Genomic DNA, 25,524 nt, shown 5'->3' with positions numbered 1-25,524 from the left:
TGTCCGGTGAACCGGGGCCCCGGTGTCTCCGTAGTACCGGACGCGTCCGCGGGCGGCATCCGGATCCGGTGCCGCCGCGCTGTGGTCCGCGTCCGCGGACACGCGGACGTCCTTCGCCGACAGATGGTTACGGCGTGAAACACGGCCGGGTTCACGCCATGGACGGAAAGGAGCCGAGAACCGGGCGCGAGCGCGGTGCGTTCGCCCCGCACGGGCACCGGGAAGGTGTTGCCGGTGTCTGTTCGTTCGGCCGCGCGACGCGGCCGAGGACCGTACAAGCGATAAGGACCTTTTTCATGAGCCGGACCAAGTCACCTACGCGGATTCCGAAGACGATGCCCGCGGTGGCGTACCGCACTCCTTTGCAGGCCGATGATCCGGAGAGCCTGCTCGACGTCGTACTGGACGTGCCGGAACCCGGGCCGCGCGATCTGCTGGTGAAGGTCGAGGCGATCGCCCTCAACCCGGTGGATCACAAGGTGCGGCAGAGCACCGACCCGGGCGGTGAGGCGAAGGTGTTGGGCTGGGACGCGGCCGGCACCGTCGCGGCCGTGGGCGACGAGGTCGAGCTGTTCTCCCCCGGCGACGAGGTCTACTACGCGGGCGCTCTCGACCGGCCCGGCGCGAACTGCGCATACCACGCCGTCGACGAGCGTCTCGTCGCCCACAAGCCGGCCACCCTCAGCTTCACCGAGGCGGCGGCGCTGCCGCTGACCTCGCTCACCGCCTGGGAGGGCCTCTTCGAGCGGCTGAACCTGCGGGAGCGCCCCATGGAGCGGACGGGCAGCCTGCTCGTCACCGCGGCGGCGGGCGGCGTGGGCGCCATGGTGACGCAACTGGCGCGGGCGCTCACCAGTCTCACGGTCATCGGCACCGCCTCCCGCCCCGAGACGGCCGACTTCGCCCGCAGGATGGGCGCCCGGCACGTGGTCGACCACCACCAGCCGCTGCTGCCCCAGCTGTCGGAGGTGGCGCCCGACGGCCTGGAGCACGTCTTCAGCACCGCCGGCACCGACCGCAACCTGGAGGCCTACGCCGAGGCGCTCAGGCCGTTCGGGCACATCGTGGCCGTCGACGACTTCGAGAGCCTGCCCGTCGGTCTCCTCAAGCCGAAGAGCATCTCGTTCCACTGGGAGTTCATGTTCACCCGCTCGATGTTCGGCACACCCGACCAGGCCGCACAGCACCACATCCTGGCCCAGGTGGCCCGCCTGGTCGACGCGGGCCACCTCACCACGACCGCCACCCGGGACCTCGGTCCGGTCAATGCCGCGAACCTGCGCCGGGCGCACCAGCTCCAGGAGTCCGGGAAGACGGTCGGCAAGACCACGCTCACCGGGTTCTGAGCCACCACCGGGACAGCGCGCGGAAAGGGCCGGGACAGCGGCGACAGGTGCACTGGGCTCACCGAACAAGGAGCCCAGATGGCCAACCCCGTGGATCGCCCCGACGCGGCATCCTCCTGGACCACGCCGGACGTCGAGGACGCCGGCGTGGTCCTCACCCCGCTGATGAACCAGCGGTACCTGCGCGACCTGGCCCGGTACCGGTGGCTGCTCGCCTCCGCCACGCGGGTCCCGTACGACCGCGCGCAGGCCCTGCTGGACTGGTGGAACACCCTCACCACGGTCATGACCGCACACCACCAGGCCTTGGAGGCGACCTTCCGGGCGCTGCCGGCCGCGACGGACCCCGAGGCCGAATCCGCGCTCTCCGCGCTGGCCACACGGCACGCCCTGCTGGCCGCGTCGCGCGCCGACGCCGGCATGTTCCTGACCCACGTCCTCGACACCGGCCGGCCGTCCAGCTCGGCGCAGCTGCCCTTCATCCGTTTCCACGAGGAGGCGACGGCGACCGCCTTCTGGGAGGAGCGCGAGTTCCTCCCCCTGGCGGCACGGTCCCTCACGCCTGCCGACCGGCTGCGGGTCGAGGCCTCGGTCCTGGCCGTTCAGGCAGCCGGGGACACCCTCGCCTTCGTCCTGCCCTGGCTGTGCGAGACGCTGCCGCCGTCCCGACGGCAGGTCATCCTCTCCGCGTTCCCCGCCGGCATGACCCGCGTCTACCACGAACAGTGGCTTCCCGCCCATGCCCGCCTCGCCGCCCGCGCGTGGAGCGGACCGCCCGCACAGCCGCACGGGCCCGCGTGAAGGCCGGTCCACCCGCGGTGCGCGGGCCCCGGCGTACCGGGCCGCGGTGAACCGGGGTGCGGCAGCCGCCGTAGCCAGGCGTGAAACGGCGTCGAGCACGGTGAACCACCGGCATGCGCCGTCCGTAACCATCCACGACCGAGTTTTTCCCCTCATACGAAGGAATCGACATGCCGCTCACAGGAAACCTCGCCCAGCCCTCTCCCGCCGAGGAGCAGGCGGTCCGCCATATCGACACCGTCTTTCAGATGCTCACGGGGCACTGGGTCGCGCAGACGGTGCGGGCCGCCGCGCATCTGCGGATCGCGGACCACCTCGCGGCCGGGGACCGTACGGCGGACGACGTCGCGCGGCGGGAGAGGAGTGACCCCGCGACCACCTACCGTCTGATGCGTGCCTGTGCCTCGCTCGGGCTGCTGGCCCATGAGGGAGAGGGCCGCTTCACGCTCACGCCGCTCGGCGAGGTGCTGCGCGAGGGCGTGCCGGGTTCGCTCCGCGAGGCGGCTCTCGCCCAGGGCGCCCCCGGCCACTGGCAGAGCTGGGGGGTCTTCCCCGAGGCCGTCAGGGTGGGTGGCAACGGCAGCGAACTCGCCCTCGGTGAGAGCCTGTTCGACTACTTCGGCAAGAATCCCGCCGAGGCCGCGCTGTTCTCCAAGGCCATGTCCAACATGACCGGTCTGGTCGTGGAGGACACGGTCGCGCTGCTGGACCTGGCCGGTGCCGAGCGGGTCGTGGACCTCGGTGGCGCGGACGGCGCCCTGGTCATCGCGCTGATGCGGGCGCACCCGCGTCTTGAGGGTCAGGTGTTCGACCTGCCGCACGTGGTGGGCGGCGCCGAGCAGGCGGCGGCCAGGGCCGGTGTGTCCGACCGCTTCACGCCGGTTGCCGGGGACTTCTTCGAAGGCGTGCCGGAAGCCGACTACTACCTGCTGAAGTGGGTCCTGCACGACTGGGCGGACGAGCAGTGCCGGACCATCCTCGCCAACTGCCGCGAGGCGGCACGGCCGGGCGCCCGCATGCTGGTGATCGAGGCCCTGGTCGGGGAGACCGGCGGACCCGACCCGGCCGCCGTGCTGGACATGAACATGTTGGCCGTCTCCAGCGGACAGGAACGCGACCTGGGCGAGTTCGACGCCCTCTTCGGCGCCACCGGCTGGAAGCGTACGGACATCCGTCCCACCCGGTCGCTCTACTCACTCATCGAACTGGAAGCGGTCTGACGAAAGCGCCGCCCGCCCCGGTCCGTCCGCCCTGCCCCCGCACCCGTCGCGGGGGCAGGGCGGAGGCATGTCCGCACACCGGAAAGCGAATTGTCACAGAACTGTCTCGACGCATTGTCCGGCGAACCGCTTCCGATGAATCCCCGTAATCCGAGTGTCAGCGTCCCACCGCGACGGTGTGGGGCTGAGGTTGTTCCATGTTCCGATTACCAAGGGGTACGAGATGTTCCGTACGCGCACCATGGCTGCCGTTGCCGCCGTGACCGGTGCACTGCTGCTTTCCGCCTGCAATGGCGGTGGCGGCGGCGAGACCAAGAGCGACGCGGCTGCGGTCGACACGAGCGCATTCCGGTTTCTGTCCGGTACGGCCAAGCAGAACAATGCCGACCTGACCCAGGGCGACACCGCGGCCGGCGCGGTGCCGAGCGTTGTGACGAGGAATCCGAAGCCGATCCTGCGCAAGTGGGTCCAGCTGTCCGCCGGAAAGGCCGGCGACCTGAATCCGGTGACGATCAACGGCGCGGGATTCGTCCTCTACCGATTCGACAAGGACTCGACCGACCCGTCCAAGTCGAACTGCTCCGGCGACTGCGCCACCATGTGGCCGCCGTACCTGGTGGCTCCGGGCGGCCGGGTCTTCCTGGACGGCGTCAAGAAGGAGAACGTCGGGTTCATCCGGCGGGACGGCGGCTTCCAGGTGACCATCGGCGGCAGCCCGGTCTACCTCTTCAGCATGGACACGAAGGCCGGTGACACCAACGGGCAGGGACGCCAGGGCACTTGGTTCGGTGCGACCCCCGACGGGCAGCGCGCGGGCCGGAAGGGCGACGGCAAGGGGGCTCTCCCGCCGCTGCCGTCCGGCCCCGGCACCACTCCGGCGGCCACCAGCGCCACCTTCTTCGACTCGGCCGACTTCGCCGAGCCGGCCGAGGGCATCGTCGGCCCCGGCTGCAAGCCCGTCCGGTTCGACGGTTCGGTCTCCATCACCGGTTTCGCGAAGGTGTGGTCCGGTGACAACTGCACCGGCAAGTCCGCGCGTATCGACAAGAACGTCAAGGACCTGAAGGCGCTGGGCATCGGCCCGGTCAGGTCCATCGGCTTCACCTCCGGCGACTCGGCCGGCAGCCCGAGCCCGAGCGCCTCGGCCGCGGCGAACGCGACCTTCTTCGACGCGCCGAACTTCGGTGAGCCGGCCCAGGGTCTGGGCGGTCCCGGCTGCCAGGCCGTACGGTTCGGTGGCTCGGTCTCCATCTCCGGTACCGCGAAGGTGTGGTCGGGTGACAACTGCACCGGCAAGTCGAAGGTGATCGACAGCAATGTCGCCGACCTGGACTCGCTGGACATCGGCCCCATCAGGTCGGTCCGCTTCTCCGGCTGATCCTCTTCGCTCCGGGGGGGGCTTCCCCCGGTTGACCAGTGGGCCCCCGCACAGCCGTGTGCGGGGGGCCACTCGCACACGCGGCGCCCACCGGTCGCGCGTTCCCGTGGGCTGCCTCAGCAGAAGCACGCCAGTACGGAGGGCGTGGCGGCGAACCAGGCGTGGACCGTGCTCACGTCGACGGCGGCGGCACCGGCGGCCGACCGGCCGGCGTCGAGCCGCTCCAGCAGGACGCCGATGGCGCGACGGGCGAGGGGTTCGAGCACCCGGCCGTGGGCCTCCCGGGCTCGGCCTGTCCACAACGCGGAGGTTTCGCGGGCCTTTCGAGGGTCCGGGAAGCCGCACAGCGCGACGGCCGCGAGACCGGCGGCGGCCACCGCCCGGCGGTCCAGCGGCGCGGCCGGGGAATCCCAGACGTCCCGGAAGATCGTTTCCGCGTCGCCGAAGTCGCGGCCGTGCAGCGCGAGGAACCCGCGCAGGCCGGCCGTGGCCGCCAGGAGGTCGTCCGCGCTCAGCTCCTGCGCGATCCGCACCGCCTCCACCAGCCGCCGCTCGGCCTCGGCGAGGGCTCCCTCGGACAGGTCCAGGAAGACGATCCTGAGCACCACGTACGCGTACCGGGCGCGGGCCCCGATGGGCCGCAGGACGCGCGCGGCCTCGGCCCACTGGTCGCGGGCGCGTTCGCGCAGGCCGTCGCTCTCGTCGGCGTCGCCGCAGAGCATGAGCGAGAAGGCGCGCGCGAAGTCGTCGTTGCCGGCGCGGGACGCCGAGACCGCGATCAGTCCGTGCCGCCGGGCGCCGTCGACGTCGCCGTGCTGGAGGCAGTAGGTCGACCAGTTGGTCTGGAGGACGGCCCGTTCCCAGTGGAAGTCGGTGTGCCGGACGACGGACTCGGCGCGGGCGAAGCGTTCGGTGACGTCGTCGTACCCGTTGAGCATCGCGTGCAGGGTGTCGTAGCACGGTCCGACGACGGCGAGGGCGGGGTTGCTCGCGTGGTGCCAGGCAGCTTCGTGCCGCTCGATGAAGGAGCCGGCCTCCTCGTGCCGGCCGGCGACGTGGTTGAGCCAGGCGAGCCAGGCGATGGTGTAGAAGAGTGCCCACTCCTCTTCCTGCGTGGGAACCGGGGACGGCTCACCGGAGGCCGTCGTCCGCTCCGCGAGTGCCGCGTCGTAGGCACGCAGACCGCGCCGGAGGCGGTCGATGCCCTCTTCCTCGCGGCCGCTGATGAACCAGTAGTAGCCGAGCCGGGCCTCCAGCAGCAGGCAGGTGACGGTTCGTGAGCGGGCCTTCAGCAGGTCGGAGGCGGCCTTGATGTTGGCGGACTCCTCGGTGAGCCGTGCGGCCCACCGGGCCTGGTCCCCGGAGGCGAGGTCGCGGGTGCCCTCGGCCACGAAATGGACGGCCCACCGCGTGAAACGCTCCTCGGCCTCGTCCGCCGTGCCCTCCTCACGGAGCCGCGCACCCGCGTACTCGCGGACGGTCTCCAGCATCCGCAGCCGCGTCCCGTGCGCGCCGGGGGCCGGAACGAGGAGGGACTTGTCGACCAATTGCGCGAGCACGTGCAGGATTTCGGAGCTGTCCTCGCCGGCGAGCCGGGCCGCCGACTCGGCCACCTCCACACAGCAGCCGCCGGCGTAGAGGGAGAGTTCGGTCAGCAGCTTCTGTTCGGCCGGCTCGAGCAGCGCGTAGCTCCAGTCGAGGACGGCGCGCAGGGTGCGGTGCCGGGCCGGGGCGGTCCGTTCGCCCTTGACCAGCAGGGCGAAGCGGTTGTCGAGACGCGCCTCGATCTCCTGGACCGACAGGACCCGGACATGGGCCGCGGCCAGTTCGACGGCCAGCGGCAGACCGTCGAGCCGGCGGCACAGGGAGCGGATGTCCTGCCGTGCGGAGCCTTCCCGTCCGAAGGACGGGTCGATCATGACGGCGCGCGCGCTGAACAGGTCGGCCGCCTCGTCGTCGGGCAGCGGTGCCAGGGTGTGGACGGCCTCGCCGTGGATGCCGAGCGGCTCCCTGCTGGTGGTCAGCACGGTCAGGGCGGGGCAGCGTCCAAGGAGGGCCGCCACCAGCGAGGCCACGGGCTCCAGCACGTGCTCACAGTTGTCGAGCACGAGGATCACCTCGCGGCCGGTGAGGAACGACACGAGGCGGTGCGTGGTGTCGTGCGGGGGCTGGTCGGGACGGACGGAGGCGTCGGACAGGCCCAGGGCGACGGCGACCGCCGCGATGACGTCGGTGGCGTCCGCCGAGGCCAGTTCGACCCACCAGACGCCGTCGCAGGACGGCTGGAGCCGGGCGCAGGCCTCCAGGGACAGCCGCGTCTTTCCGACCCCTCCGGGCCCGAGCACGGTCACCAGCCGCTCGCGTACGACCGCGGCACACAGGTCGTCCAGCTCGCGGTGCCGACCGACGAACGGCCCGAGGGAGGGGCTGAGGTTGCCCGCGGGCAGCGGCTCGGCGGAGGGTGCCCCGGCGGCGCGGGGACTCGCGGCGCGGGTGCCTTCGGCAGGGGCGCGGGCGGGTCCGGCGAAGGCACCGGGTCCGGCAGAGGAGGGGGCGGGCCCCGCAGGGGTGCGGGAAGGTCCGGCAACCGGACTCAGGGAGGCGTCCTGGCGCACCATCGAGGCGTGCAGGGAGCGCAGTTCGACGGAGGGCACGGTACCGATCTCGGCCTTGAGGAACCGCCGCCCCTCCTCGTACGCCTCCAGGGCTTCGGCGACGCGTCCGGCACGGTAGAGGGCCAGCATGAGGCGGCCCCGCAGCCCCTCGCGCAACGGTGAGCGGGACACCAGAGCCTTCAGTTCCGGGACGAGTTCCTCGGCCCGGCCGAGTTCGAGTGCGGCCGACGCGCTGTCCTCCAGGGCGCTCAGCCGCAGTTCCTCCAGGCGGGCCCGCTCCGCGTCGAAAGCCGGCCCCTCCAGGTCCTCCAGCGCGGACCCGCGCCACAGGGACACGCCCTGCCGGAAGGCGTGCAGGGCCTCCAGGTGCCGCCCCGCGGCGAGTTGGGCCCGGCCGCGCGCCACCGCCGAGTCGAAGAGAGCGACGTCCCTCTCGTCGTCCGGTTCCAGCTGCAGCCGGTAGCCGCCGTGCCCGAACAGCAGCCGGCCCTCCTCACCGTGCGCGGCCAGGACGGCGCGGGTCTTGGCCACCTGGACCTGGAGGGCGTTGACCGGGTCCTTCGCCTCCCGGTCCTGCCACAACTCGTCGATGAGGGTGTCGCGTCGTACGGTGGCGCCCTCGGCGAGGAGGAGCCGGCCGACGATCGCGCGGGAGAGGGCGCCGGGCAGGAGGACCGCGCCTTCGCGGCTGTCCAGCTCCAGACGGCCGAGCAAGCGGAACTGCATGGAGGTCATTGTGCCGTGCCCTCGCCACCTGCCCGAACGGGAGTAGTTCCGGGCGGGGAGAGGCGGCACGTCTACGGGGCCGGTCCGGTGAACCACAGGCGCACCGCGGTCGTATGACAGCTGCGGCCGGAAAGGTGTCCCTTCCCGGCCGGTCCGGGCCCACTTGTCCCTCCCGGCGCTGGGCCCGGACCTCCTCCCTCCGTCCGACGGCGCGACGGCGCGCGCCATGCCCTCCCGGTGGCGTGTTCAGGCGGTGTGTCCCCGCTTGGCCAGTGCTTCGCGCAGCGACTTCAGGGCCAGGTGGGTGCGGGACTTCACCGTGCCCGAGGGGATGCCGAGGAGCTGCGCCGTCTGCGCGACGGGCCGGTCGAGGTAGTGGACGTGGACGAGTATCTCCCGGTGCTGGAGCGACAGGTCCCCGAGTGCCTCGCGCACGATCTTCTTGCTGAGGGAGCGCTCCACGTGCTCCGGGCCGGGCAGGTCGTTCAGCGCGGCGTCCCCGGTCTCCGGGGGGCGGGTCTGCCGGGCCCGGTGGCCGTCGATGACGAGGTTGCGGATCACGGTGACGAGCCAGGGCCGTACGCCCTCCGCCTCCGGGTCGAGCCGAGCCGCGTGCCGCCATGCGCGCAGGACGGCCTCCTGCACCACGTCCTGCGCCTGGTGGGAGTCCCCGAGGAGGAGCCCGGTCGCGAACCTCAGGAGGTGGACGCCGTGCTTGTCGTAGACGGCGCGGATGAACGCCTCGTCGCCTTGCCGTTGCTCTTCCCTCTTCCGGCCAGCTCTGTCCCCGTTCCCCGCGCCGCGTTCCTGCCCGGCCTCGATCGGCCGGCCCGGCGCCGTCCCCCGGTTGCCCGTACTGAGTCTCATGCTGTCCCCGATGCGTGCCGGTGGTGAGGCCGGACACCTGTGCTCGTTGAAAACTGAACGAGACCCACCATCGGAGAGGGCGCTTACCAGGCTCTTAACGCCCGCCTTCCCCGCTCGCCCGGCCGGGAAAGCACCGCGAAAGCGCCGGAAAGGGGGACGGGAACACCCCCGCGCGAGCCGCCTGTTCAGCCCTCGCCGCCCGGCCGGACCCGCGAGACGGAGAGGCCTTGCAGGAACGGCGACACGTGCGGCCGCGTGCGGGTCCAGTGCCTCGCAGATGGCCAGGGCCGTCCCCCACGCCTCGCGGGTGCCCCCGGGGTCTCCCATGGCGAGCTTGGTCCGCCGACGTGGGAGAGGGCGTCGGCCTCGTTGACGGCGTCGTCGAGGCCCCGGTCGACCTCGTGCCTGGCAGCATGCCCGAGGCTTGAATCTCGGCGCGTCCCCCGGAGACCGGCGAGGATCAACTCCTCGGCCTCTCCTGCCTCGACGACGCCGACGGCCACCTCACGAGGAGGGTCGTCCGCGACGCACTGGGGCGACCGCCGCTGGATCCGAACCGCACCGCGCCCCTGTACGAGCGGGCACGCCTCGTCGCCGGCCGCTCTGGCGGCCCGGATGCGTGCCGCGCGGTGTACGGAGCGATCGGGCTCCCGGCCGTACGCCGTCTCCGTGCCCGCCGTCTGGAGGCCGCCCCCGACTCGCAGCCGTTCCGCTCCGGCCCGAAGGACGGCCGCCGCCTCCTGGAGTTGGAGACCGGTGTCGACACGGTGGAGCAGACCCGCCGGATGTTCGAAGCCGCCGCCCGGCTGGCCGCCCGGCTCCAGGACGGCACGTGGGAGCGCGCCGTCGCCCATGCCCCGGCTACTGCCCGCCCTGGCGACGGCCCGGCAGCCGGGCACCCGGCAGCCCGGCACCCGGCACACGCCGGGCCGGACCACTGGAGGAGTTGTGCGAGCATCCCGGAAGAACGCCCCGACCCCGTCGCCGCACTCGCACGCGCCCGTGCGGCCCGCGCGGAGACGGCCGCCGCGCTCGACGAGGACCAGGAGCCCGGACCCGGGCCCGATGAGCTCCCGGGGGCAGCCGGTCTGGAAGCACCCCCGGAAGCCGAGGCCGATGGCTGCGAAGAAGAAGAAGGAGGAGCAGTGGAGTCCACCCGGTGGGCTCCACCGGGTGGACTCCACTCCGCTGGGCGGCAGCCGCGGTTTCCAGGACGACGCGCTGCTGCGGGTCGACCGGACGTTCAGCAGGCGGGGATCAGTTGAGGATGTTGATCTGAGTGTTGCGGATGGTGGTGCCCAGCGGGCACTCGACATCGGTGCGTGTCCGGCCGCCGTTGACGATGATCGGCGCGGAGGTCTTGTTCTGTCCGTAGGTGCAGTTCAGGCGGAGACTGAACGTCCCGCTGCCCGAACAGGCTCCCCATCCCCAGGTGTTGCCGCTGCCGGCGTCGATGCCGGAGCCGCAGTCGTAGAGACCCGACGCCGAGGCGGTGCCCGCTCCCACCACGCCGGGCACTACGGCGCCCGCCAGCAGGGCGGCCGCCACCAGCAGTCGGCGCACGCGGCGGGCGGGGCGGCGGGCCCCGGGGACGGCTGCCGACGGAACGGATGTGTCTTCAGACATGACGATTCCCTTCGGTTCGGCCGGGCTTGCCACCGGTGGTGCCGCCCGGTGCCGTCTTTTGTAGACCGCGGTGCGGCCGCCCGGGCCCGAGTGTGCACGGGCCCGTCGCCCGTGCACACGCGCTGCCGTGCCCGGGCGCCGTGTGGTATAGCGCGCCGCCGCGCAGTATGTGGCGCCCCTCGTCCGAAAATCGGCTCGTAGCGAGGGACAAAGTGCTTCAGGGTGGGGTGAACGGGCAAACGCGGCAGAGCGGATCGGCCGGTGTGCAGAGGGGGCCGTGTGAAGGGCAACGCCTTGGCCGGCCCGGCGGCCATCCGGTACATGCCGTGGCAGGTGTGCGCGGGCTGGCTGCTGCGTGCCCACCGGCTGTGCTCCGCCCGTACGTCCCTGCGATCCCTGCCCGCATTCGCCCGCGCCTTCCACGACGGCTATCAGGGCGCGGCGGGAAGGAGCCCCAGCTCGCTGTCCCGCTGGGAAACCGGCCGCGTCCCTGTGACACAGGAAGCCGTCAGACGGTACGAGGAGGTCCTCGGCCTGCCCCCGTACTCCCTGCTCGCCGCGATCCAGACCGTCGCACGCCACGAGGGCGGTGCCACCGCGGCGGTCTTCCTGCGGGGAGGAAGCGGCCCACCGGTGTCCGGCGTACCGGGCATCCGTTTCGAGTCGCTCCTGGACCGGGCGCTGGACGGCGGCGTACTCACCGGCGACGACTGGGACAGCCTCAGCCGCACCGCCGTACACGGGCCGGCACACGTGACACCGGGACGGGTCCGCAGCGCCGTCGCCCGGCGGCTGCTGGAGGAGACACTGGTGTCGGACGGCACCTCGTGGATGCGGCGTTTCGAATCGCTGGGAAGACTGATGGCCGATCCGCGGTGGGGCCCGGAGGTGACAGCCGTCTGCTCCGGCGCGGCCGAGCAGCCCGGACACGTCGGCCTGATCGAAGCGGTGTGCGCGCTGGACGGCAGCCCGCACCCGGACGCCGGACGCGCGGTACTGCGACAGCTCACGCACCCGACGACCCAGGACAGCAGGTACGGAGCCCTGCTGGCCTGCGCCCGCAAAAGCCGCAGGCGTCACTTCGACGCCGGGCAGACACGCACCCTGGTGGACGTGGCCGACGCGATCCTGACGAGCGGTCCGGGACCGGAACTGTCCCCGGCCGCCGTCGAGGCCGCCGCCGTCCTTCTGCACGAGCTCCCGCTCACACCCGCCCACTGCGCACGGCTCCTGCGCACGGTCACCCACCAGAACGACACCGTCCGGGCGATCGTGCTGCACGGCTCGCTGACGGATCCCGCCTCGGCCTCGGTCGGCGTCAGCCGCATCCTCTCGCGGCTCACCGCCGAAGTGCCCCCGCAGACCGCCACGGTCCTCAGCGGCCTCCTGGACAACCTTCTCCACCACCCGGTGGCTGACGTCCGCCTGTACACGGCGATGCTGCTGCGGGCCAGCCCGTTCGGCCCCGCGGTGGCCGCCGCGCTCGCCGCCGAACTACGCCGGTCCGCCACGGCGCGCGCAGAGCACCGCGCCATACCGCTGCTGCACGCGCTACGCGTCCTCGCAGGCCCCGAGCAGCGCGACACCGTCGCGAACCTCACCCTGGAACGGGGAGTGCCGGCAGGCGTCGCGCTGGCCGCCGTCCACGCACTGAGCCATGTCGGCGGCCGCAGCCCCGAAAGCTACTGGCGCGCTCTCTTCGACCACCACACCGCGACGATCGCCGCGGCCGACCAGTACACCGTGGTCAAGCGACTGGTCTACTGCTTCGCGATGGCCGGCGAACTTCCTCTGCTCACGCGCCTCATCGAACAGGAACGGGACCGGGCCGCACCCGCCCGGCGCCTGTCCGTGTGGTGGGTCAGCCTCGCCCACCACATCAGCGCCAGCGCCCGCCGATAACGAACGCCCCCGACAGCGACAGCGTCCCAGGAACACTGCTCTCCGCGAATAAGCACCGGCCCGACACCCATCGGCAGCTGCGGATTCTCTGGGCGATCGGCGTCAACACGCTCATCGCGGGCACTTGCACGGTGTTCCCGAAGCTGGGCGCCAGCCGGCCGTCCGGGCGGAACCTGGCTCATGCCGCGCCGTACTCTGACGACCGGGCGACGAGGAGGGGCGCATGGCTGTGGGGGCAGGCTCGGGCACGGTGCTGGTCGTGGACGACGACGCCGCGATCCGCCGTTCGCTGGAGCGCGGGCTGCGGCTGGGCGGCTTCACGGTACGCACCGCCGCCGACGGCGCCCAGGCGCTGGACGCGATCGGTGAGACGCCTCCCGACGTGCTCGTCCTGGACGTCTCCATGCCCGGCATCAGCGGTATCGACGTGTGCGTCCGGCTCCGGGACGAGGGCAGCGACCTGCCGGTGCTCATGCTCTCCGCGCTGGACGAGACCGCCGACCGCATCGCCGGCCTCCAGGCCGGGGGCGACGACTATCTCGTCAAACCCTTCGCCCTCCAGGAGCTGGTGCTGAGGCTGCACGCCCTGCTGCGCCGAAGGCCCCCGGACGTCCGGGACACGCTGCGGGTCGCGGGCCTGGTGATCGACCCGGCAGCCCGCACCGCCACCCGCGACGGCCACCCGCTGGAGCTGACCCGTCGCGAGTTCGAGCTGCTGGAGGTGCTCGCCCGCAACGCGGGCCTGGTACTCACCCGGACCCAGCTGCTGGAGCGGGTGTGGGGCTACGACTTCGACGTGCGTACCGACACGGTGGACACCTTCGTCAGCTATCTGCGGCGCAAGCTGGAGACCGGCGGGCGCGGCCGGCTCGTCCACACGGTCCGCGGGGTCGGGTTCGTGCTCCGCGAGGAACAGGGCGCCCGGTGAGGCTCTCCACCCGGATCGGCCTCGCCGTCGGCTGCACCGTCCCGCTGCTGGTCCTGGCCGCCGGCTGGCTGCTGCTGCACCTGGTCGCCCGCGACCTGCACCGCGCCGAGGACCAGCATCTGAAACAGCGCGCCGCGGCACTCGCCCCCCAGGCCCGGGCCCTGCTGCGCGCCACGGCGAACGACCGCTCCAAGGTTGCCGACACCCGGGAACGACGGCTGTTCAGCGCCGCCCTCGACGTCGGCGTACGCGTCACCGCGGCGGACGCCGACTTCCGCGGCGGACCCCAGCCCGGCCCCGCGACCCCGCTGCCGGCCCACGCCACCGCACCGGTCACCGTGCACGACGGTGCCAGGGGCTGGCGCGTCCTGTCCCGGCCCGTCCAGGTGGCCGACGGCACCGGCACGCTGTGGGTGTTCGCGCCCGACACCGCCGACCGCACCCAACTGCGGCTGGTCCGGCGCCGCGTGCTGTTCACCGCGCTGCTCGCCGCGCCGCTGTCCGGGCTGCTCGCCTGGGGCCTGGCCGCCGGTGCCGGGGCACCGTTGCGCCGGCTGACCCGCCGTACCGCGGGCCTCGACCCGCGCACCAGCACCGCCCGGCTCGATCACCGGCCCACCGGGGTGACCGAGGTGGACGAACTGGCGGCCACCGTGCGGACCGTACTCGCCCGCTACGACGAGCAGGCCGCCCGCACCGCCGAAGCCCTCGACACGGCCCGCTCCTTCTCCTCGGCCGCCGCGCACGAACTGCGCACCCCGCTGATGAGCATGGGCACGAACCTCGACATCCTCGCCGGGCACCCGGGCCTGCCCGCCGCCGACCGGGACGAGATCGTGGCCGACCTGTGCGGCGAACACGCCCGCCTGCTCAACCTGCTGATGATGCTGCGCGCGCTGGGGCGCGGCGACCTGGTGGAGGCGGAGTCCCTGGGCGCCGTCGACGTGTCCGAGCTGGCCGAGGCGGCCGTCGCCGGGGCGCGCCGCGCGGCACCGGACGCCGACGTGCGCCTGGACGCGGCGCCCGGCGTCACCGTGCACGGCTGGGAGCCGGGCCTGCGGATGCTGCTCGACAACCTGGTCGGCAACGCACTGGCCCACGGCCGCGACGACCGGGGCCGGGCCGTGGTGCGGGTGGGCGTGCACGGCGGACCGGACCTGGTGACGATCACGGTGGACGACCAAGGGCCGGGCGTGCCCCCGGACGCCCGCGAGTCCGTCTTCGAACGCTTCCGGCGCGGCCCCGCCGGCGACGGTTCCGGGCTCGGCCTCACCCTCGTCGCCCAGCAGGCGGCGCTGCACCGGGGGAGCGTGACCGTCACGGACGCGCCCGGCGGGACGGGCGCCCGCTTCGAGGTGCTGCTGCCCTCGGGCGACGGCGGACTGCCCGGCCGGCGGGACTGGCTGATCGGCACCGCCGGGACGAACCGGTCACAAGGTTTCCCCAAGAAGCCTTCCTAGCCTCCCTCACGACGGGCGGCCGACGGTGGCCGTCCGGGAAGTGAACGGAGAGGCAGATGAACGGACGACGACGCACGCGCACCCTGCTCGCCGGTGTGGCCGTGACAGCCGTGCTGGCGGGCTCGGCGACAGCGGCGGCCGCCGCCGACGGCACCTCCTCGGCGGGTCCGTCCGGTGACGGGGCGAAGGCGTTGTGCAAGCGGCTGCCCAAGGTCGACCGGCGCGTCGAGCGGGCCCTGAAGCGACTTGACGCCAAGGCGGGTACGCGCGGTTCGGTGGCGCGGCTGGAGAAGCGTGTGGACAACGCGAAGAAGGCCGGGCACACCGAGATCGCCACCTACCTCCAGAACCGGCTGACCTTCCGCAAGACGCTGCGCACCACCTTGCAGCAGCGGCAGAAGGACATGGCGGCCGTCAAGACGTGGTGCCAGAAGAACGACGACGGGAAGGCGGCGAGCTGATGCGGAGCCGGTGGCCGGTCCGGGCCGCGGGGACGGCCGCCGTCCTGGTGGCCTTTGCCACGGGCTGCTCGCACCAGGACGACGCCCCGTCGCCCAAGGCACCGGGCGCCTCCCCGTCGGCACCGGCCGCCACCGGCGCCCCCTCGGGCTACGACGAGATGGAAGGCAGGCTGGACGCGGCCGAGTTCGCGGCGGCCGCCGCGGACCGGGACGCCACCAGCGCCGCGGACCGGTGACCCCGGCAGGCGGGGAGCGACCAGCGCTCCGCGCCCGGTGCACCGCCTCGGCGCGAGTCGGCCGACGTGTTCGAGGAGCACGGCCCGGTGACCTGTGCGGAGCCGTTCGAGTTCGTCGTCCGGGCGCAGGACGTTGCCGATGAACAGTCCGGGTCCGGCGACGGTCCACCGGTAGCGGCGTCCTTGGCCTCCGCTCCGGCAGACGGCCAGTGAGAGGGCAGCGGTGGCGACGGCCGTCAGGGCCGACGGAGCGGAAGACACGGCGAGTGGTCATGATCCGAGCCCCCCGACACGGGGCGTCCACAGGCGTGGTCCCGGCCGCCGCCCGCTCGCGCATGCCGGTCGGCCGCCTCTGCTGGCGCCCTGCGCGTCGTCGAATGAGCCTCGGCTAGGAGTTGTTCGTCACCTTGTTCGTCACCTTCTGCCCGCCTTCGATAACGGCCGCACCGCCATCTTCCGCGAAGTGGGCGCGCACGCGGTCCACCGCGTCCAGGTGCGACTCGCGGACGACGTAGCGGGTGATGCCCCAGCGGCGCCGGTGCTCGTCCAGGGCGCCCGTGATCTCCCGCGCCGTGCCGATCCATGCGTAGGGCGAGGCGAGCACGTCGGCCGCGGAGCAGTTCATTTGCCCGGCGATGCGGTGGGCCGCGGCCTCGGCGTCGTCGGTGACCTCCACCATCTGGACCAGTGCTTCGCGCGCCGGGGCGGTGGACCGGCCGGCGGCGCCCTGTTGGATCAGGTCGACCTGGCGGTCGATGTCCTCGGCGTTCCAGCGCGCCTCGTGCGTGTGGCCGTCGGGCAGGGTGCGGCCCAGCCCGCTCAGGCCCACGGCGTCCGCGTGCGCCCCCGCCCAGCGCAGCAGCGCGGTGTTGCCGCCCCCGAAGGTGAACGGCACATCGCCCCGGACCGGGCGCGGCCCGGTGAGCCGGGCCTGGTGGGCGCGCGCCTCGGGGCCGTCGAGGGTGACGGTCTCGCCCGCGAGGAGCGCGCGGCAGGCTTCGGCCACGACCTGGAAGCGCCGGACGCGCCCCGCCACGTCCGGCCGCCGCCCGCCCAGCATCTCCCACTCGGCCGGGGTGTGGCCCGCGCCCAGGGCCAGGCGCGCGCGTCCGCCGGAGACGAGGTCCAGGGTCGCGACGTCCGACGCCAGCAGCAGCGGCTCGCGCACCCCCGCGTGGGAGACGTAGGAGCCCACGCCGAGGCGTTCGGTGACCGCCGCCGCGGCGGCCAGCGCGACGAACGGGGAGGCGGCGGTGCCCGGGTGGTCGGCCGCGAGCAGCGCGTCGTACCCCCCTGCCTCCGCGCGCCGGGCCAGCGCGGTCCAGGAGGCGGCGTCTCGCGGTTGGGCCTGTACGGAAACGATCGGTGACTGCATGTCAGGAGGCTAGGGTGAGGCCCCGCCGGGCGGTGGTCTTTGCGCGTGTGGCGAAACCGTGCCGCCCGGTTCGGGCGCGGCGTCAGCCGGTCGTCGCCGCGTCCTCGGAGACCCGTGTACCTGCCTCCACGGGCCCGGCGAGGCCCCGCAGCGGGCGGTTCCTGACCACGTAGCAGATGAGCAGCACGTACAGGCCGCCGAACAGTCCGAGGGTGGGGCGCAGGCCGATGTTCTGGGCGAGCCAGCCCGTGGCGAAGATGCCGACCGGCGCGGCGGCGAAGGCCATGGCCATCACCGCACCCCAGACCCGGCCCAGCGCGTCCGGCGGGGTGGAGCGCTCCACGACGCCGGTGACGAGGGGGTTGACCGGTCCGCTGGCCAGTCCGATGGCGAAGGTGATCGCCAGCATGATCCACAGCCCGGGTTCGGCGACCATGGCCAGCCGGGCGGCGCAGATCAGCGCGAAGCAGCCCACGAAGGTCGCCCACCGGTTGGCCAGCAGCCTGCGGCTCGCCGGGGCGTAGGCGAACGATCCGACGACCGCGCCGATGCCGTTGGCCGCCAGCAGCAGCCCCACCGCCCGCTCGCCGCCCAGCAGTTCACGGCTGTAGACCGGCAGCACCACCGGAGTCAGCGCGTCGTCCAGGAAGTTGGTGCACACCACCACGCTGATGATGGCCGCCAGCACCGGGGTGCGCAGGATGTAGCGCGCGCCCTCGGTGACCTCTCGCAGCAGGCCCGGACGGGCCCCGGCGGGCTCCGCCGTGTCGCCCGGCTCCGCCTTCCGGGAGCGCGCGGCCGGTTCCCCGCCCGGCACCGCCATGATCAGCAGGGCCGAGGCGAGGAATGTGCCCGCGTCCACGTAGAGCACGGCGGTCGGACCGGTCAGGCCCGCCATCAGCGCGGCGAGCGGCGGACCGACCACGAACGCCACCCGCTGGGCCGAGGCGAACAGCGAGTTGGCGGTGTCCGAGCGCACTTGCCCGCGGGCGGTCACCCGGGGCAGCAGCGCCAGCCGGGCCGCGGCGCCCGGCGCGTCGGCGAGGGTGCGCAGGAACAGCAACGCCATCAGGGCCGGCAGCGCCAGACCCACCGTGCCGTGCAGCAACGGCACCGCGGCCATGCACGCCCCGGCGGCCAGGTCGGCGACCACACTGGTGCGCTTCGGGCCGACCCGGTCGGCGATCACGCCCCCGGCGAGGCCGGCCACGATCATGGGCAGCGCGTTGGCGAACCCCGCCGCGCCCGCCTCGGTGGCGCTGGACGAGATCTGGAGCACGTAGAGCGGCACCGCGACCAAGGTCATGGTGTTGCCGATCCAGGACAGGTAGTTCGCCGTCACCAGCGCGGTGAGGGGGCGCCTGTCACGGGTGGTCGTCGATGTCATGCGGTAGGGCTCTTCTTCTCTCGGGTCAGTTCGGCGAGCATGCGGTTCACTTCGTGCAGGGACATGCCCGCCGTCGAGGGCGGCTGGGCACCGCGCTGCCCGGCCAGCCGGGTGAACTCCTCGGCGGCGCCGGCCGCAGCGGCCCGCACGGCCGCCCCGTCGACGGCCTCCGGGTCGAACTTCCAGGTGAACACGGCTTGTTCGCCGTCGGTTTCGAAGAGGACGGCGACGGCGTGGTAGCGCGTGGCGTCGTCGTTCCCCGAAGGCCCGATCTGCTCGCCGACGGTGAACAACCGCCCGCTCTCCGCGCCCGCGAGCAGCGTCCCCAGGTAGTTGAAGGACAGTTCGGCCCGTCCCCAGCCGGCGGCCTCGCGGCGCACCTCGGGATCGGCGGACCAGCGCAGCGCCAGATAGCCCTTGCCACCGTCCGGTACGGCGTCCAGGGCGCGGCCCACCTGCCCCAGGTGGCGGCCGGGGTCGTCGGCGAAGGGGAGGCGCAGCGGGTGGCTGGTGGCGTAGAAGCCCACGGCGCGGCCCGGATCCCAGCCGTCGACGGGCGGCAACTCCCGCCCGGGGGCGATGAGATCGAGGACGACGTCCCGGCCGCCGAACCAGGGCCGGGTGGCCCTGGCGACCGCCGTCAGCGCCGTGGCCGGCCGGTCCGCGGCGTCCGCGCCCGACGGTATCGCCGCGAGCACCCGGTACGCCGTCTCGCCGCCGATCCGGTCCGGCCCGCCGGTGCGGCAGCCCAGGGGAGCGGCACCCGCCAACTGGTACCGCCAGTAGTCGCGTTGGCCTCGCACGTCGTGGTCGCGCCAGGCGGCCGCGTACGCCGACGGGTGCCGGGCCTCGGCGGCCGGCCGGGCGCCGTGATAGGCCCGGTCGAGGTCGTCCACCAGGATCTGCCAGGACAGACCGTCCACGACCAGGTGGTGTGCGGTCAGGACGATCCGGTCCGGTTCGCCGGGGATCAGGGAGGCCGCGAACAGCGGTCCCTCGCGCAGGTCGAAGGCGGCCCGGTGGGCGGCCGCCACCGCGGCCGGATCGGTGCCCGGCGCCTCGACGCGCCACAGCCGGCGATCCGTGGCGTCCGCACGCCAGCCGGTGTCCGCGCGCCGGAACGCCGAGCACAGGCCGGGATGGGCGGCCGCCACCCGTTTGACGACCACGGCCAGCCACTCGGGGTCCAGCGGCCGGGCGGCGGTGAGCACCAGGCTGTGCGCCCACAGCTCCGGGCGCGGCAGGCCGCCCTCCAGCAGATCCTCCTGCTCGGGGCTGACCGCCCCCTCCACCGTCTCGGCACCGCCCCGGACAGCGGCCGACTCCGGTTGGGCCAGAGCCAGTTGACCGCGCATGGTGGGGGCGCGGAACAGCTGCCGGGCGGTGAGGGCGAACCCGGCCCCGCGCAGCGCGTGGGCCAGCCGGACCGCCGTCAGGGACGTACCGCCGCACTCGAAGAAGTTGTCGTCCGGGCCCGGCTCGGTGCCCAGCACCTCCCGCCAGACCGCCGCGATCCGGCGCAGCTCGCCCGGATCCACCGGAGCGGGGGCCGCGGGCGCCGCCGCGGCGGTCCGCGCGGGGGCGGGGGCGGGAGCCGCGGCACGGGCGCGCAACGGTTCGTCCGGCCGCTCCACGAAGACCCGTACCAGTTCCAGGAGACGCCCGACGAGCCGGTCGACGGTGGCGTCCATGAACAGCTCGGTGCGGTACTCGAACCGCCCGTACATCCGGTCACCCGCCCGCCACCAGCCGACCGTGATGTCCATCGGCGACACGCCGTCCTCGACCTCGACGCCGTGCACCTCGGCGTCGGGCACCCGGACCACGGTGTCGTCGAAGTCCAGCACGAGGTGCATGGTCTGCAACAAGGGATACCGGTCGAGACTCCGCTCGGGCGACACCGCGTCGACGATCTCGCTGAAGGGCACTTCACGGTGGTCGGCGACGGCGGCCGAGGCCTGCCGCACCACGTGCAGGATCTGCGTCGGCGTCGGGTCGGCGGGCAGCCTGGCGCGCAGCGGGACGTTGGTCAGCAGGAAGCCGATCAGGTCGTGGGTCTCGGGCCGGCCGCGGGTCGCGCTCGGCAGGCCGACGACGATGTCACGCGACGCGGTCTCCTCGTGCAGCAGGCCCACGTAGACGGCCAGCAGCGCGTCGGACAGGGTCAGCCGTGCGGAGCGGCACATCGCCAGGAAGGCGGCGCTGAGCCCGTCGTCGAGCCGGAAGTAGTGGTGCCTGCCCTCGTGCCCGCGGCCCTCCGGGGGCGCGTCGTAGGGCAGCGGCAGATGCGGCGGCACGCCCTCCAGGTGGGCGCGCCAGAAGTCGCGGTGCGTCCGGCGGCGGTCACCGGTGAAGCACTGCCGCTGCCAGACGGCGAAGTCGCCGTACTGCACGGGGAGTTCGGGCACCTGTGCCAGACGGTGCTCGCGGGCCGCGCGGTAGTGCTCCAGGAGTTCCCGGTTGAGGCGGACGAACGACCACTGGTCGGTCACCGAGTGGTGCATCGTCTCGATCACCTGGTACTCGTCGTCCGCGGCGCGCACCACGACCACCCGCAGCAGTCCGCCGGCGGCGAGGTCGAACGGCCGCCGCACCAGCTCCCGCACGGTCTGTGCGACGGTGTCCGGCTCGGCCCGCAGGTCGAGGAACTCGACCGGCGTCGCGAACTCCTCGCTCACCCGCAGCACCGGCAGGCCGTCACGGACCTCCACGCGGGAGCGCAGCAGTTCGTGGCGGCGCACCAGCGCGGTGACGGCCGCCCGGAACGCCTCCTCGTCGAAGGCGCCCTTGAACCGCAGCCCGGTGCTGATGTTGTACGTGTGCCGGCCGGGATCGAGCTGGTCGAGGATCCAGATGCGCTCCTGGTCAAGGCCCAGCGGAAAGACGGAGCGGTCGCCGGAGCGCCGGGTGAGTTCAGGCTCGGCGGCCGGGCCCTCCTCCGCGTGCCGCAGTCGGCGCTGGAGGGCCGCCCGCTGCTCGGGCGTCAGCCGGGCCAGCCGGTCGGCGACGGTGCGCGGTCGAGTCACGGTCACTGGCTCCTGACGGCATCGGCGGTGGTGGGTCGGTCGGCCGGCAGCAGCTCGGCCAGCCGGGGCAGGCCGGCCAGCACGTCCCCGGCCGGCAGCCCGAAGTCGACGAGGCAGCCCACCTCGTCGGCGCCCGCCTCGGCGAGCCGGGCCAGCACCCGGGCGGCCTTGGCCGGTGTGCCCAGGAGCGAGGGGCCTGCCAGGTAGTCCTGGAAAGCGGCCTCCAGCAGGACGGGTTCGTCGCCGCCGCCGGTCTGCGCCCGGTAGGAGGACAGGTAGTCGTGCAGCGCGGGCCGCAGCCTGTCCTCCACGTCGGGCTCGTCGCTGACGTGCGCGTGGGTCATCACCACGACGTCACCGTGCCCGGCGTGCCCGGCGTCCCGCCAGGCGGCCCGGTACCGGGCCACGTTCTCCCTCAGCTGGGGCAGCGTCTGGCCGAGCAGCGCGGTCATCACGCCGTACCCGGCGGTGCCCGCGGCCCGGAAGGTCTCCGGGTGCCCGGCCGCGGTGATCCACACCGGCAGTTCGGGCTGCACCGGGCGCGGCTGGGTGAGCACCCGTGCCGTCGTGCCCGCGGTGCCGGGGAAGGCCAGCTCCTCGCCCGCCCACAGCCGCCGCACCTGTTCGACGGTGCGCATCAGCGTCTCCTTGCGCTCGTCGTACGGTTCCCGGGCCAGCACGAAGTCGTCCGGGTGCCAGCCGCTCGCGAAGGAGACGCCCACCCGTCCGCCGGAGATGTTGTCCACCACCGCCCACTCCTCGGCGACGCGGACCGGATGGTGCAGCGGCGCGGCGACGCTGCCGGCCCGCAGCCGCAGCCGCCGGGTCACGGCCGCCACCGCGGCGGCGAGGACGGAGGGGTTGGGGTGCGAGCCGCCGAAGTCCACGAAGTGCCGCTCCGGGAACCACGCGGCGTGGAATCCCCGCTCGTCGGCGAACTCGCAGGCCCGCAGCATCATGGCGTAGTAGTCGGGGGCCGCGAGCGCGCGGGCCTGCGGGAAGAAGTACAGGCTGAGCCGGACCCGCGGCACCGCGTCCGGCGGCCCGTCGGCGGCCGGGACCTGCCGGGCGCGTTCGCGCAGCCGCAGCCGCAGGGCCGCGCGCTGCTCGGGGCTCAGCTGTCCGAGTCGTTCGCCGATGCCGCTCACGCCTGTCCCTCCTCTTCTTCGCCCTGCCCCTCGATCTCGGCCAGCAGCGCCAGCAGTTCGGCGTCGTCGCGTTCGCCGAGGATCTCGTCCACCCGTGCCGCGAAGTCGCCGAACGTGGAGTGCTCGTACAGGTCCTGAAGACGCACCTCGACCAGCAACTGGTCGTTGACGACGGAGATCAGCTGCGCCGCCTGGAGCGAAGTGCCGCCCAGTTCGAAGAAGTTGTCCTGCGGGCGGATCGCCGGGCCGCCGAACGACTCCTGCCACAGGGCGGCCAGCAGGGACCGCGTCCCCGCGTCGTCGGGCGCGTCTCCGGCACCCGGCTCGTCCTGCCCCGAGCGGGCCGGCACCGTCTCGGGGACGCCCGTCGCGGCCGCCCCCCGCGAGGGCGCGCCCCCCGAGGCCGCATCCTGCGCGGGCGTGCCGTCCGGACCGGCGGCCGGCCAGTGGCGGGTGTCGGCGAACGCGTACCCGGGCACCCGGGCCGGGGCGGCCGGCGGGGCGACGAGGTCGCCGGTCGCGCAGCCCGCCGTCCACGCGGCGCCGAGCGCGGCCAGATGTACCGTCGCCTCGTCGCGCTTCCCGTCGCCGAGGAGCTCGGCGATGACGGGACGGTGCTCCGCGCCCCGGGTGGCGCGCCGCAGCTGCGAGGCGAACGTCCGCCCCGGCCCGGCCTCCAGCACCACGTGGGGCGCCGCGTCGAGCAGCACCTGCACCCCCTGGGCGAAGCGGACGGTGGTGCCCAGCTGACGGCCCCAGTAGGCCGGGTCGGTGGCCTGCGCCGCGTCCAGCGGCGCCCCGGTGACGTTGGACAGCACCGGCTCGCGCGGCGCGTGCAGGGAGAGGCCGCCCACCACCTCGGTGAACGCCTCGGCGGCCTCGGCCATGGACCGGGAGTGGAAGGCGTGCGCGGTGGCCAGCCGGCGCACCTTCACCCCCGCGGCGGCGCACCGGCGTTCCACCTCCGCCAGATGCTCCGCCGCCCCGCCGAGGACCACGGTGTCGGGCGAGTTCACCGCGCAGACGTCCACCGGCAGCCCCGCCGCCAGCTCCCGCGCCGTGTTCTCCCCGGTCAGCACGGCGGCCATCGCACCGGCCGGCGCGCGGCTCATCAGCCGGCCGCGTTCGACCACCGCCCGCGCCCCGTCCGCCTCGGAGAACACACCCGCCCAGGTGGCGGCGACCAGTTCCCCGACGCTGTGGCCGAGGAGGACCGAGGGGGTGACACCGTGCCGCCGCAGCCCGTGCAGCAGGGCGAGTTCCACGCTGAACAGCAGTGGCTGGACGACATCGGTGCGCAGCCAGCGCGGATCGTCGTCCGGCCAGGTCCAGCAGCCCTCCAGGTCCGGCCCGTCACACGCGCGGACGAGGGCCCGGGTGCCGGCCCACTCCCGGGCGAACCCCTCGTCGGCCGCGAGCAGTCCGCGCCCGGTACCGGCCAGGGCCACCCCCTGGCCCGGCAACAGCACGGCCACGGTCGGCTCGGGCACCGCCTTCGCCTGGGCCGCCGCCGACTCCAGCGCGTCCGCCAGCGCGGCGCGCGCCGCTGCCTCGTCCGCCGCCTCGATCGGGCAGGCCCAGCGGTACGGCAGTCGCCGCCGACCGTGCCAGAGCGTGCCGAGGACGTCGTCCACCGGCAGGGTACCCTCGCGCGCCGCGGCGGCGAGCCCGGCCGCGGTGCGCTCCAGCGCGTCCGGGCTCGCGGCGGAGAGCACCGCGGGTCCGCGCCCGGGCGGGCCCGCGGGCGGTTCCGGCGGCCCTGCGGCGACGGCCGGTTCGGCGAGGACGACATGGGCGTTGGTGCCGCCCAGCCCGAAGGAGCTGACCGCCGCGTACCGGGTGCGGCCGTCGGGCCAGGGCATCGCCTCGCGCGGCAGGTGGAAGCGGTCCGCGCCCAGCGGCGCGTCGGGGCCGTCCCCGGGCTGTGCGGGGATCGGCGGGATCACCCCGTGCTGGACGGCGAGCACCGCCTTGATCAGACCGACCACGCCCGCGGCGGTGTCCGTGTGCCCGATGCCGGCCTTCACCGCGCCGAGCGCGCACGGCTCCGCCGCGCCGCCGTACGCCTGGGCCAGCGCCGCCAGTTCGACCTGGTCGCCGAGTTCGGTCGCGGTGCCGTGCGTCTCGATGAAGCCGATGTCCGCAGGTTTGCGCCCGGCCACCGCCAGCGCCTCCTCCAGCACCGCCGCCTGGCCCCGGGGGCTGGGCGCGACGAGGCTCATCCGGTCGGCGCCGTCGTTGTTGACCGCGCTGCCCAGCAGCACCGCACGGGCGCCGCGCCCGGCCTCCTCGGCCCGGCGCAGCACCACCACCCCGGCGCCGCTGGCGGGCACGGTGCCCCCGCTGCCCCGGGTGAAGGGCCGGCAGCGGCCGTCGGGGGACAGCACGTCGCCCTCCTGGTAGGTGTAGCCCGCGCCCGGCGGCAGTTGGACGGTGACCCCGCCCGCGATCGCGAGGTCGCACTCGTAGGTGAGCAGGCTGCGCAGGGCCACGTGGACGGCGACCAGCGAGGTGGAGCAGGCGGTCTGCACGGTGAGCGCCGGGCCGGTGAGGCCCAGCCGGAACGCGAGGGAGGTCGCCAGGTAGTCCTTGTCGTTGCCGAGGGAGATCTGCTGGCGGCCCGCGGCCCGCACCAGCGTGGGGTCGGCGTCGACATAGCGGTGCCGGTAGCCGCTGTCGCCGCAGCCGAGGAAGACTCCCACCCGGCCCGGGTCGCGCTCGGTGTCGACGCCCGCGTCCTCCAGCGCCTGCCAGGCGACCTCGGTGATGATCCGCTGCTGGGGGTCGGTCACCGCGGCCTGGGTCGGGCTCACGCCGAACAGCTCCGCGTCGAACCGGTCGACGCGGTCGATCCCGCCGACGCCCAGGGTGCCGTCGGGCAGCGCCCCCGGCAGTGCGACGTGCCCGCGGACCACGTCGGCCCAGAAGGTGTCCGGGTCGGCGGCTCCGGGCACTCGGAGGGCCACTCCGATCACCGCCACCGCGTTCTCGGGTGCCTGCATCTGCGTCCGCCTCGATTCCT

At 73.9% G+C, this 25,524-nt stretch carries 18 protein-coding genes; 9 read left to right on the top strand and 9 right to left on the bottom strand.

Annotation, left to right across the window (positions count from 1 at the left end; all coding sequences use genetic code 11):
• Positions 1 to 296 precede the first annotated feature (296 nt).
• The 4 genes from QHG49_RS00470 to QHG49_RS00455 all read left to right on the top strand — a co-directional run bounded on the left by QHG49_RS00470 (position 297) and on the right by QHG49_RS00455 (position 4,745).
• Entirely contained in the window at positions 297 to 1,346 is a 1,050-nt protein-coding gene (locus QHG49_RS00470) for a zinc-binding alcohol dehydrogenase family protein (RefSeq protein WP_301486694.1), read from the top strand.
• 78 nt (positions 1,347 to 1,424) lie between these two features.
• Positions 1,425 to 2,147, top strand: coding sequence for a hypothetical protein (locus tag QHG49_RS00465; protein ID WP_301486692.1), 723 nt, complete (start codon positions 1,425 to 1,427; stop codon positions 2,145 to 2,147).
• Between the two features lie 170 nt (positions 2,148 to 2,317).
• On the top strand, positions 2,318 to 3,367 hold the full coding sequence (locus QHG49_RS00460) for a methyltransferase (RefSeq protein WP_301486690.1): 1,050 nt from the start codon (positions 2,318 to 2,320) through the stop codon (positions 3,365 to 3,367).
• Positions 3,368 to 3,626: 259 nt separating this feature from the next.
• Entirely contained in the window at positions 3,627 to 4,745 is a 1,119-nt protein-coding gene (locus QHG49_RS00455; protein WP_301486688.1) for a hypothetical protein, read from the top strand.
• A gap of 116 nt (positions 4,746 to 4,861) precedes the next feature.
• Here the strand turns inward: QHG49_RS00455 and QHG49_RS00450 are convergent, their stop codons facing one another.
• From QHG49_RS00450 to QHG49_RS00435, 4 genes are all read right to left on the bottom strand, one after another.
• Positions 4,862 to 8,086 (bottom strand): BTAD domain-containing putative transcriptional regulator, encoded by a 3,225-nt coding sequence (locus tag QHG49_RS00450; RefSeq protein WP_301486686.1) that lies wholly within the window; start codon positions 8,084 to 8,086, stop codon positions 4,862 to 4,864.
• Between the two features lie 246 nt (positions 8,087 to 8,332).
• Entirely contained in the window at positions 8,333 to 8,953 is a 621-nt protein-coding gene (locus tag QHG49_RS00445) for a sigma-70 family RNA polymerase sigma factor (RefSeq protein ID WP_159697566.1), read from the bottom strand.
• A 185-nt stretch (positions 8,954 to 9,138) separates the two neighbouring features.
• A complete protein-coding gene (locus QHG49_RS00440) occupies positions 9,139 to 9,891 on the bottom strand; it encodes a hypothetical protein (RefSeq protein ID WP_301486683.1) in 753 nt (250 codons plus the stop codon).
• Positions 9,892 to 10,210: 319 nt separating this feature from the next.
• Positions 10,211 to 10,579 carry a hypothetical protein gene (locus QHG49_RS00435; protein WP_159697564.1) on the bottom strand — a complete coding sequence of 123 codons (369 nt, stop codon included), beginning with the start codon at positions 10,577 to 10,579 and terminating at the stop codon, positions 10,211 to 10,213.
• Between the two features lie 279 nt (positions 10,580 to 10,858).
• Here QHG49_RS00435 and QHG49_RS00430 point away from each other — a divergent pair, with 279 nt between their 5' ends.
• The 5 genes from QHG49_RS00430 (at position 10,859) to QHG49_RS00410 (ending at position 15,566) form a co-directional block, all read left to right on the top strand.
• Positions 10,859 to 12,481: a helix-turn-helix transcriptional regulator gene (locus QHG49_RS00430; protein ID WP_301486681.1), complete on the top strand. Its 1,623-nt coding sequence runs from the start codon at positions 10,859 to 10,861 to the stop codon at positions 12,479 to 12,481.
• Between the two features lie 223 nt (positions 12,482 to 12,704).
• The gene (locus QHG49_RS00425) at positions 12,705 to 13,409 is read left to right on the top strand and encodes a response regulator transcription factor (RefSeq protein ID WP_145490896.1); all 705 of its coding nucleotides are present in this window, start codon (positions 12,705 to 12,707) and stop codon (positions 13,407 to 13,409) included.
• The gene (locus tag QHG49_RS00420) at positions 13,406 to 14,869 is read left to right on the top strand and encodes a sensor histidine kinase KdpD (RefSeq protein ID WP_301486677.1); all 1,464 of its coding nucleotides are present in this window, start codon (positions 13,406 to 13,408) and stop codon (positions 14,867 to 14,869) included. Before QHG49_RS00425 ends, QHG49_RS00420 begins: the two co-directional genes overlap by 4 nt.
• 56 nt (positions 14,870 to 14,925) lie before the next feature.
• On the top strand, positions 14,926 to 15,330 hold the full coding sequence (locus QHG49_RS00415) for a hypothetical protein (protein WP_159697558.1): 405 nt from the start codon (positions 14,926 to 14,928) through the stop codon (positions 15,328 to 15,330).
• Positions 15,330 to 15,566, top strand: coding sequence for a hypothetical protein (locus tag QHG49_RS00410; RefSeq protein ID WP_301486674.1), 237 nt, complete (start codon positions 15,330 to 15,332; stop codon positions 15,564 to 15,566). The genes QHG49_RS00415 and QHG49_RS00410 overlap by 1 nt, the downstream gene beginning before the upstream one ends.
• A 388-nt stretch (positions 15,567 to 15,954) precedes the next feature.
• Here QHG49_RS00410 and QHG49_RS00405 read toward each other — a convergent pair whose 3' ends face one another.
• The 5 genes from QHG49_RS00405 to QHG49_RS00385 all read right to left on the bottom strand — a co-directional run bounded on the left by QHG49_RS00405 (position 15,955) and on the right by QHG49_RS00385 (position 25,504).
• Complete coding sequence (locus tag QHG49_RS00405) at positions 15,955 to 16,941, bottom strand: LLM class flavin-dependent oxidoreductase (RefSeq protein ID WP_301486672.1); 987 nt, start codon at positions 16,939 to 16,941, stop codon at positions 15,955 to 15,957.
• Positions 16,942 to 17,023: 82 nt separating this feature from the next.
• Positions 17,024 to 18,328, bottom strand: coding sequence for an MFS transporter (locus tag QHG49_RS00400; protein WP_301486670.1), 1,305 nt, complete (start codon positions 18,326 to 18,328; stop codon positions 17,024 to 17,026).
• Positions 18,325 to 21,354, bottom strand: coding sequence for a condensation domain-containing protein (locus tag QHG49_RS00395; protein ID WP_301486668.1), 3,030 nt, complete (start codon positions 21,352 to 21,354; stop codon positions 18,325 to 18,327). Before QHG49_RS00395 ends, QHG49_RS00400 begins: the two co-directional genes overlap by 4 nt.
• A gap of 2 nt (positions 21,355 to 21,356) precedes the next feature.
• Positions 21,357 to 22,502 carry a MupA/Atu3671 family FMN-dependent luciferase-like monooxygenase gene (locus tag QHG49_RS00390; RefSeq protein WP_301486666.1) on the bottom strand — a complete coding sequence of 382 codons (1,146 nt, stop codon included), beginning with the start codon at positions 22,500 to 22,502 and terminating at the stop codon, positions 21,357 to 21,359.
• Positions 22,499 to 25,504, bottom strand: coding sequence for a type I polyketide synthase (locus QHG49_RS00385; RefSeq protein ID WP_301486664.1), 3,006 nt, complete (start codon positions 25,502 to 25,504; stop codon positions 22,499 to 22,501). Before QHG49_RS00385 ends, QHG49_RS00390 begins: the two co-directional genes overlap by 4 nt.
• Between the last annotated feature and the right edge of the window lie 20 nt (positions 25,505 to 25,524).

It is taken from the genome of Streptomyces sp. WP-1, assembly GCF_030450125.1.
Taxonomy (GTDB): Bacteria; Actinomycetota; Actinomycetes; order Streptomycetales; family Streptomycetaceae; genus Streptomyces; species Streptomyces incarnatus.
The sequence above is the reverse complement of the archived record's forward strand: the minus strand, read 5'-3'. Positions and strand labels throughout refer to the sequence as shown.

What these genes read in the sequence shown, in the direction of transcription:
- QHG49_RS00445 (WP_159697566.1), bottom strand. Translation starts at nt 8,953, where the DNA reads ATGAGACTCAGTACGGGCAACCGGGGGACGGCGCCGGGCCGGCCGATC.
- QHG49_RS00460 (WP_301486690.1), top strand. Translation starts at nt 2,318, where the DNA reads ATGCCGCTCACAGGAAACCTCGCCCAGCCCTCTCCCGCCGAGGAGCAG.
- QHG49_RS00450 (WP_301486686.1), bottom strand. Translation starts at nt 8,086, where the DNA reads ATGCAGTTCCGCTTGCTCGGCCGTCTGGAGCTGGACAGCCGCGAAGGC.
- QHG49_RS00415 (WP_159697558.1), top strand. Translation starts at nt 14,926, where the DNA reads ATGAACGGACGACGACGCACGCGCACCCTGCTCGCCGGTGTGGCCGTG.
- QHG49_RS00470 (WP_301486694.1), top strand. Translation starts at nt 297, where the DNA reads ATGAGCCGGACCAAGTCACCTACGCGGATTCCGAAGACGATGCCCGCG.
- QHG49_RS00405 (WP_301486672.1), bottom strand. Translation starts at nt 16,941, where the DNA reads ATGCAGTCACCGATCGTTTCCGTACAGGCCCAACCGCGAGACGCCGCC.
- QHG49_RS00410 (WP_301486674.1), top strand. Translation starts at nt 15,330, where the DNA reads ATGCGGAGCCGGTGGCCGGTCCGGGCCGCGGGGACGGCCGCCGTCCTG.
- QHG49_RS00400 (WP_301486670.1), bottom strand. Translation starts at nt 18,328, where the DNA reads ATGACATCGACGACCACCCGTGACAGGCGCCCCCTCACCGCGCTGGTG.
- QHG49_RS00465 (WP_301486692.1), top strand. Translation starts at nt 1,425, where the DNA reads ATGGCCAACCCCGTGGATCGCCCCGACGCGGCATCCTCCTGGACCACG.
- QHG49_RS00435 (WP_159697564.1), bottom strand. Translation starts at nt 10,579, where the DNA reads ATGTCTGAAGACACATCCGTTCCGTCGGCAGCCGTCCCCGGGGCCCGC.
- QHG49_RS00385 (WP_301486664.1), bottom strand. Translation starts at nt 25,504, where the DNA reads ATGCAGGCACCCGAGAACGCGGTGGCGGTGATCGGAGTGGCCCTCCGA.
- QHG49_RS00425 (WP_145490896.1), top strand. Translation starts at nt 12,705, where the DNA reads ATGGCTGTGGGGGCAGGCTCGGGCACGGTGCTGGTCGTGGACGACGAC.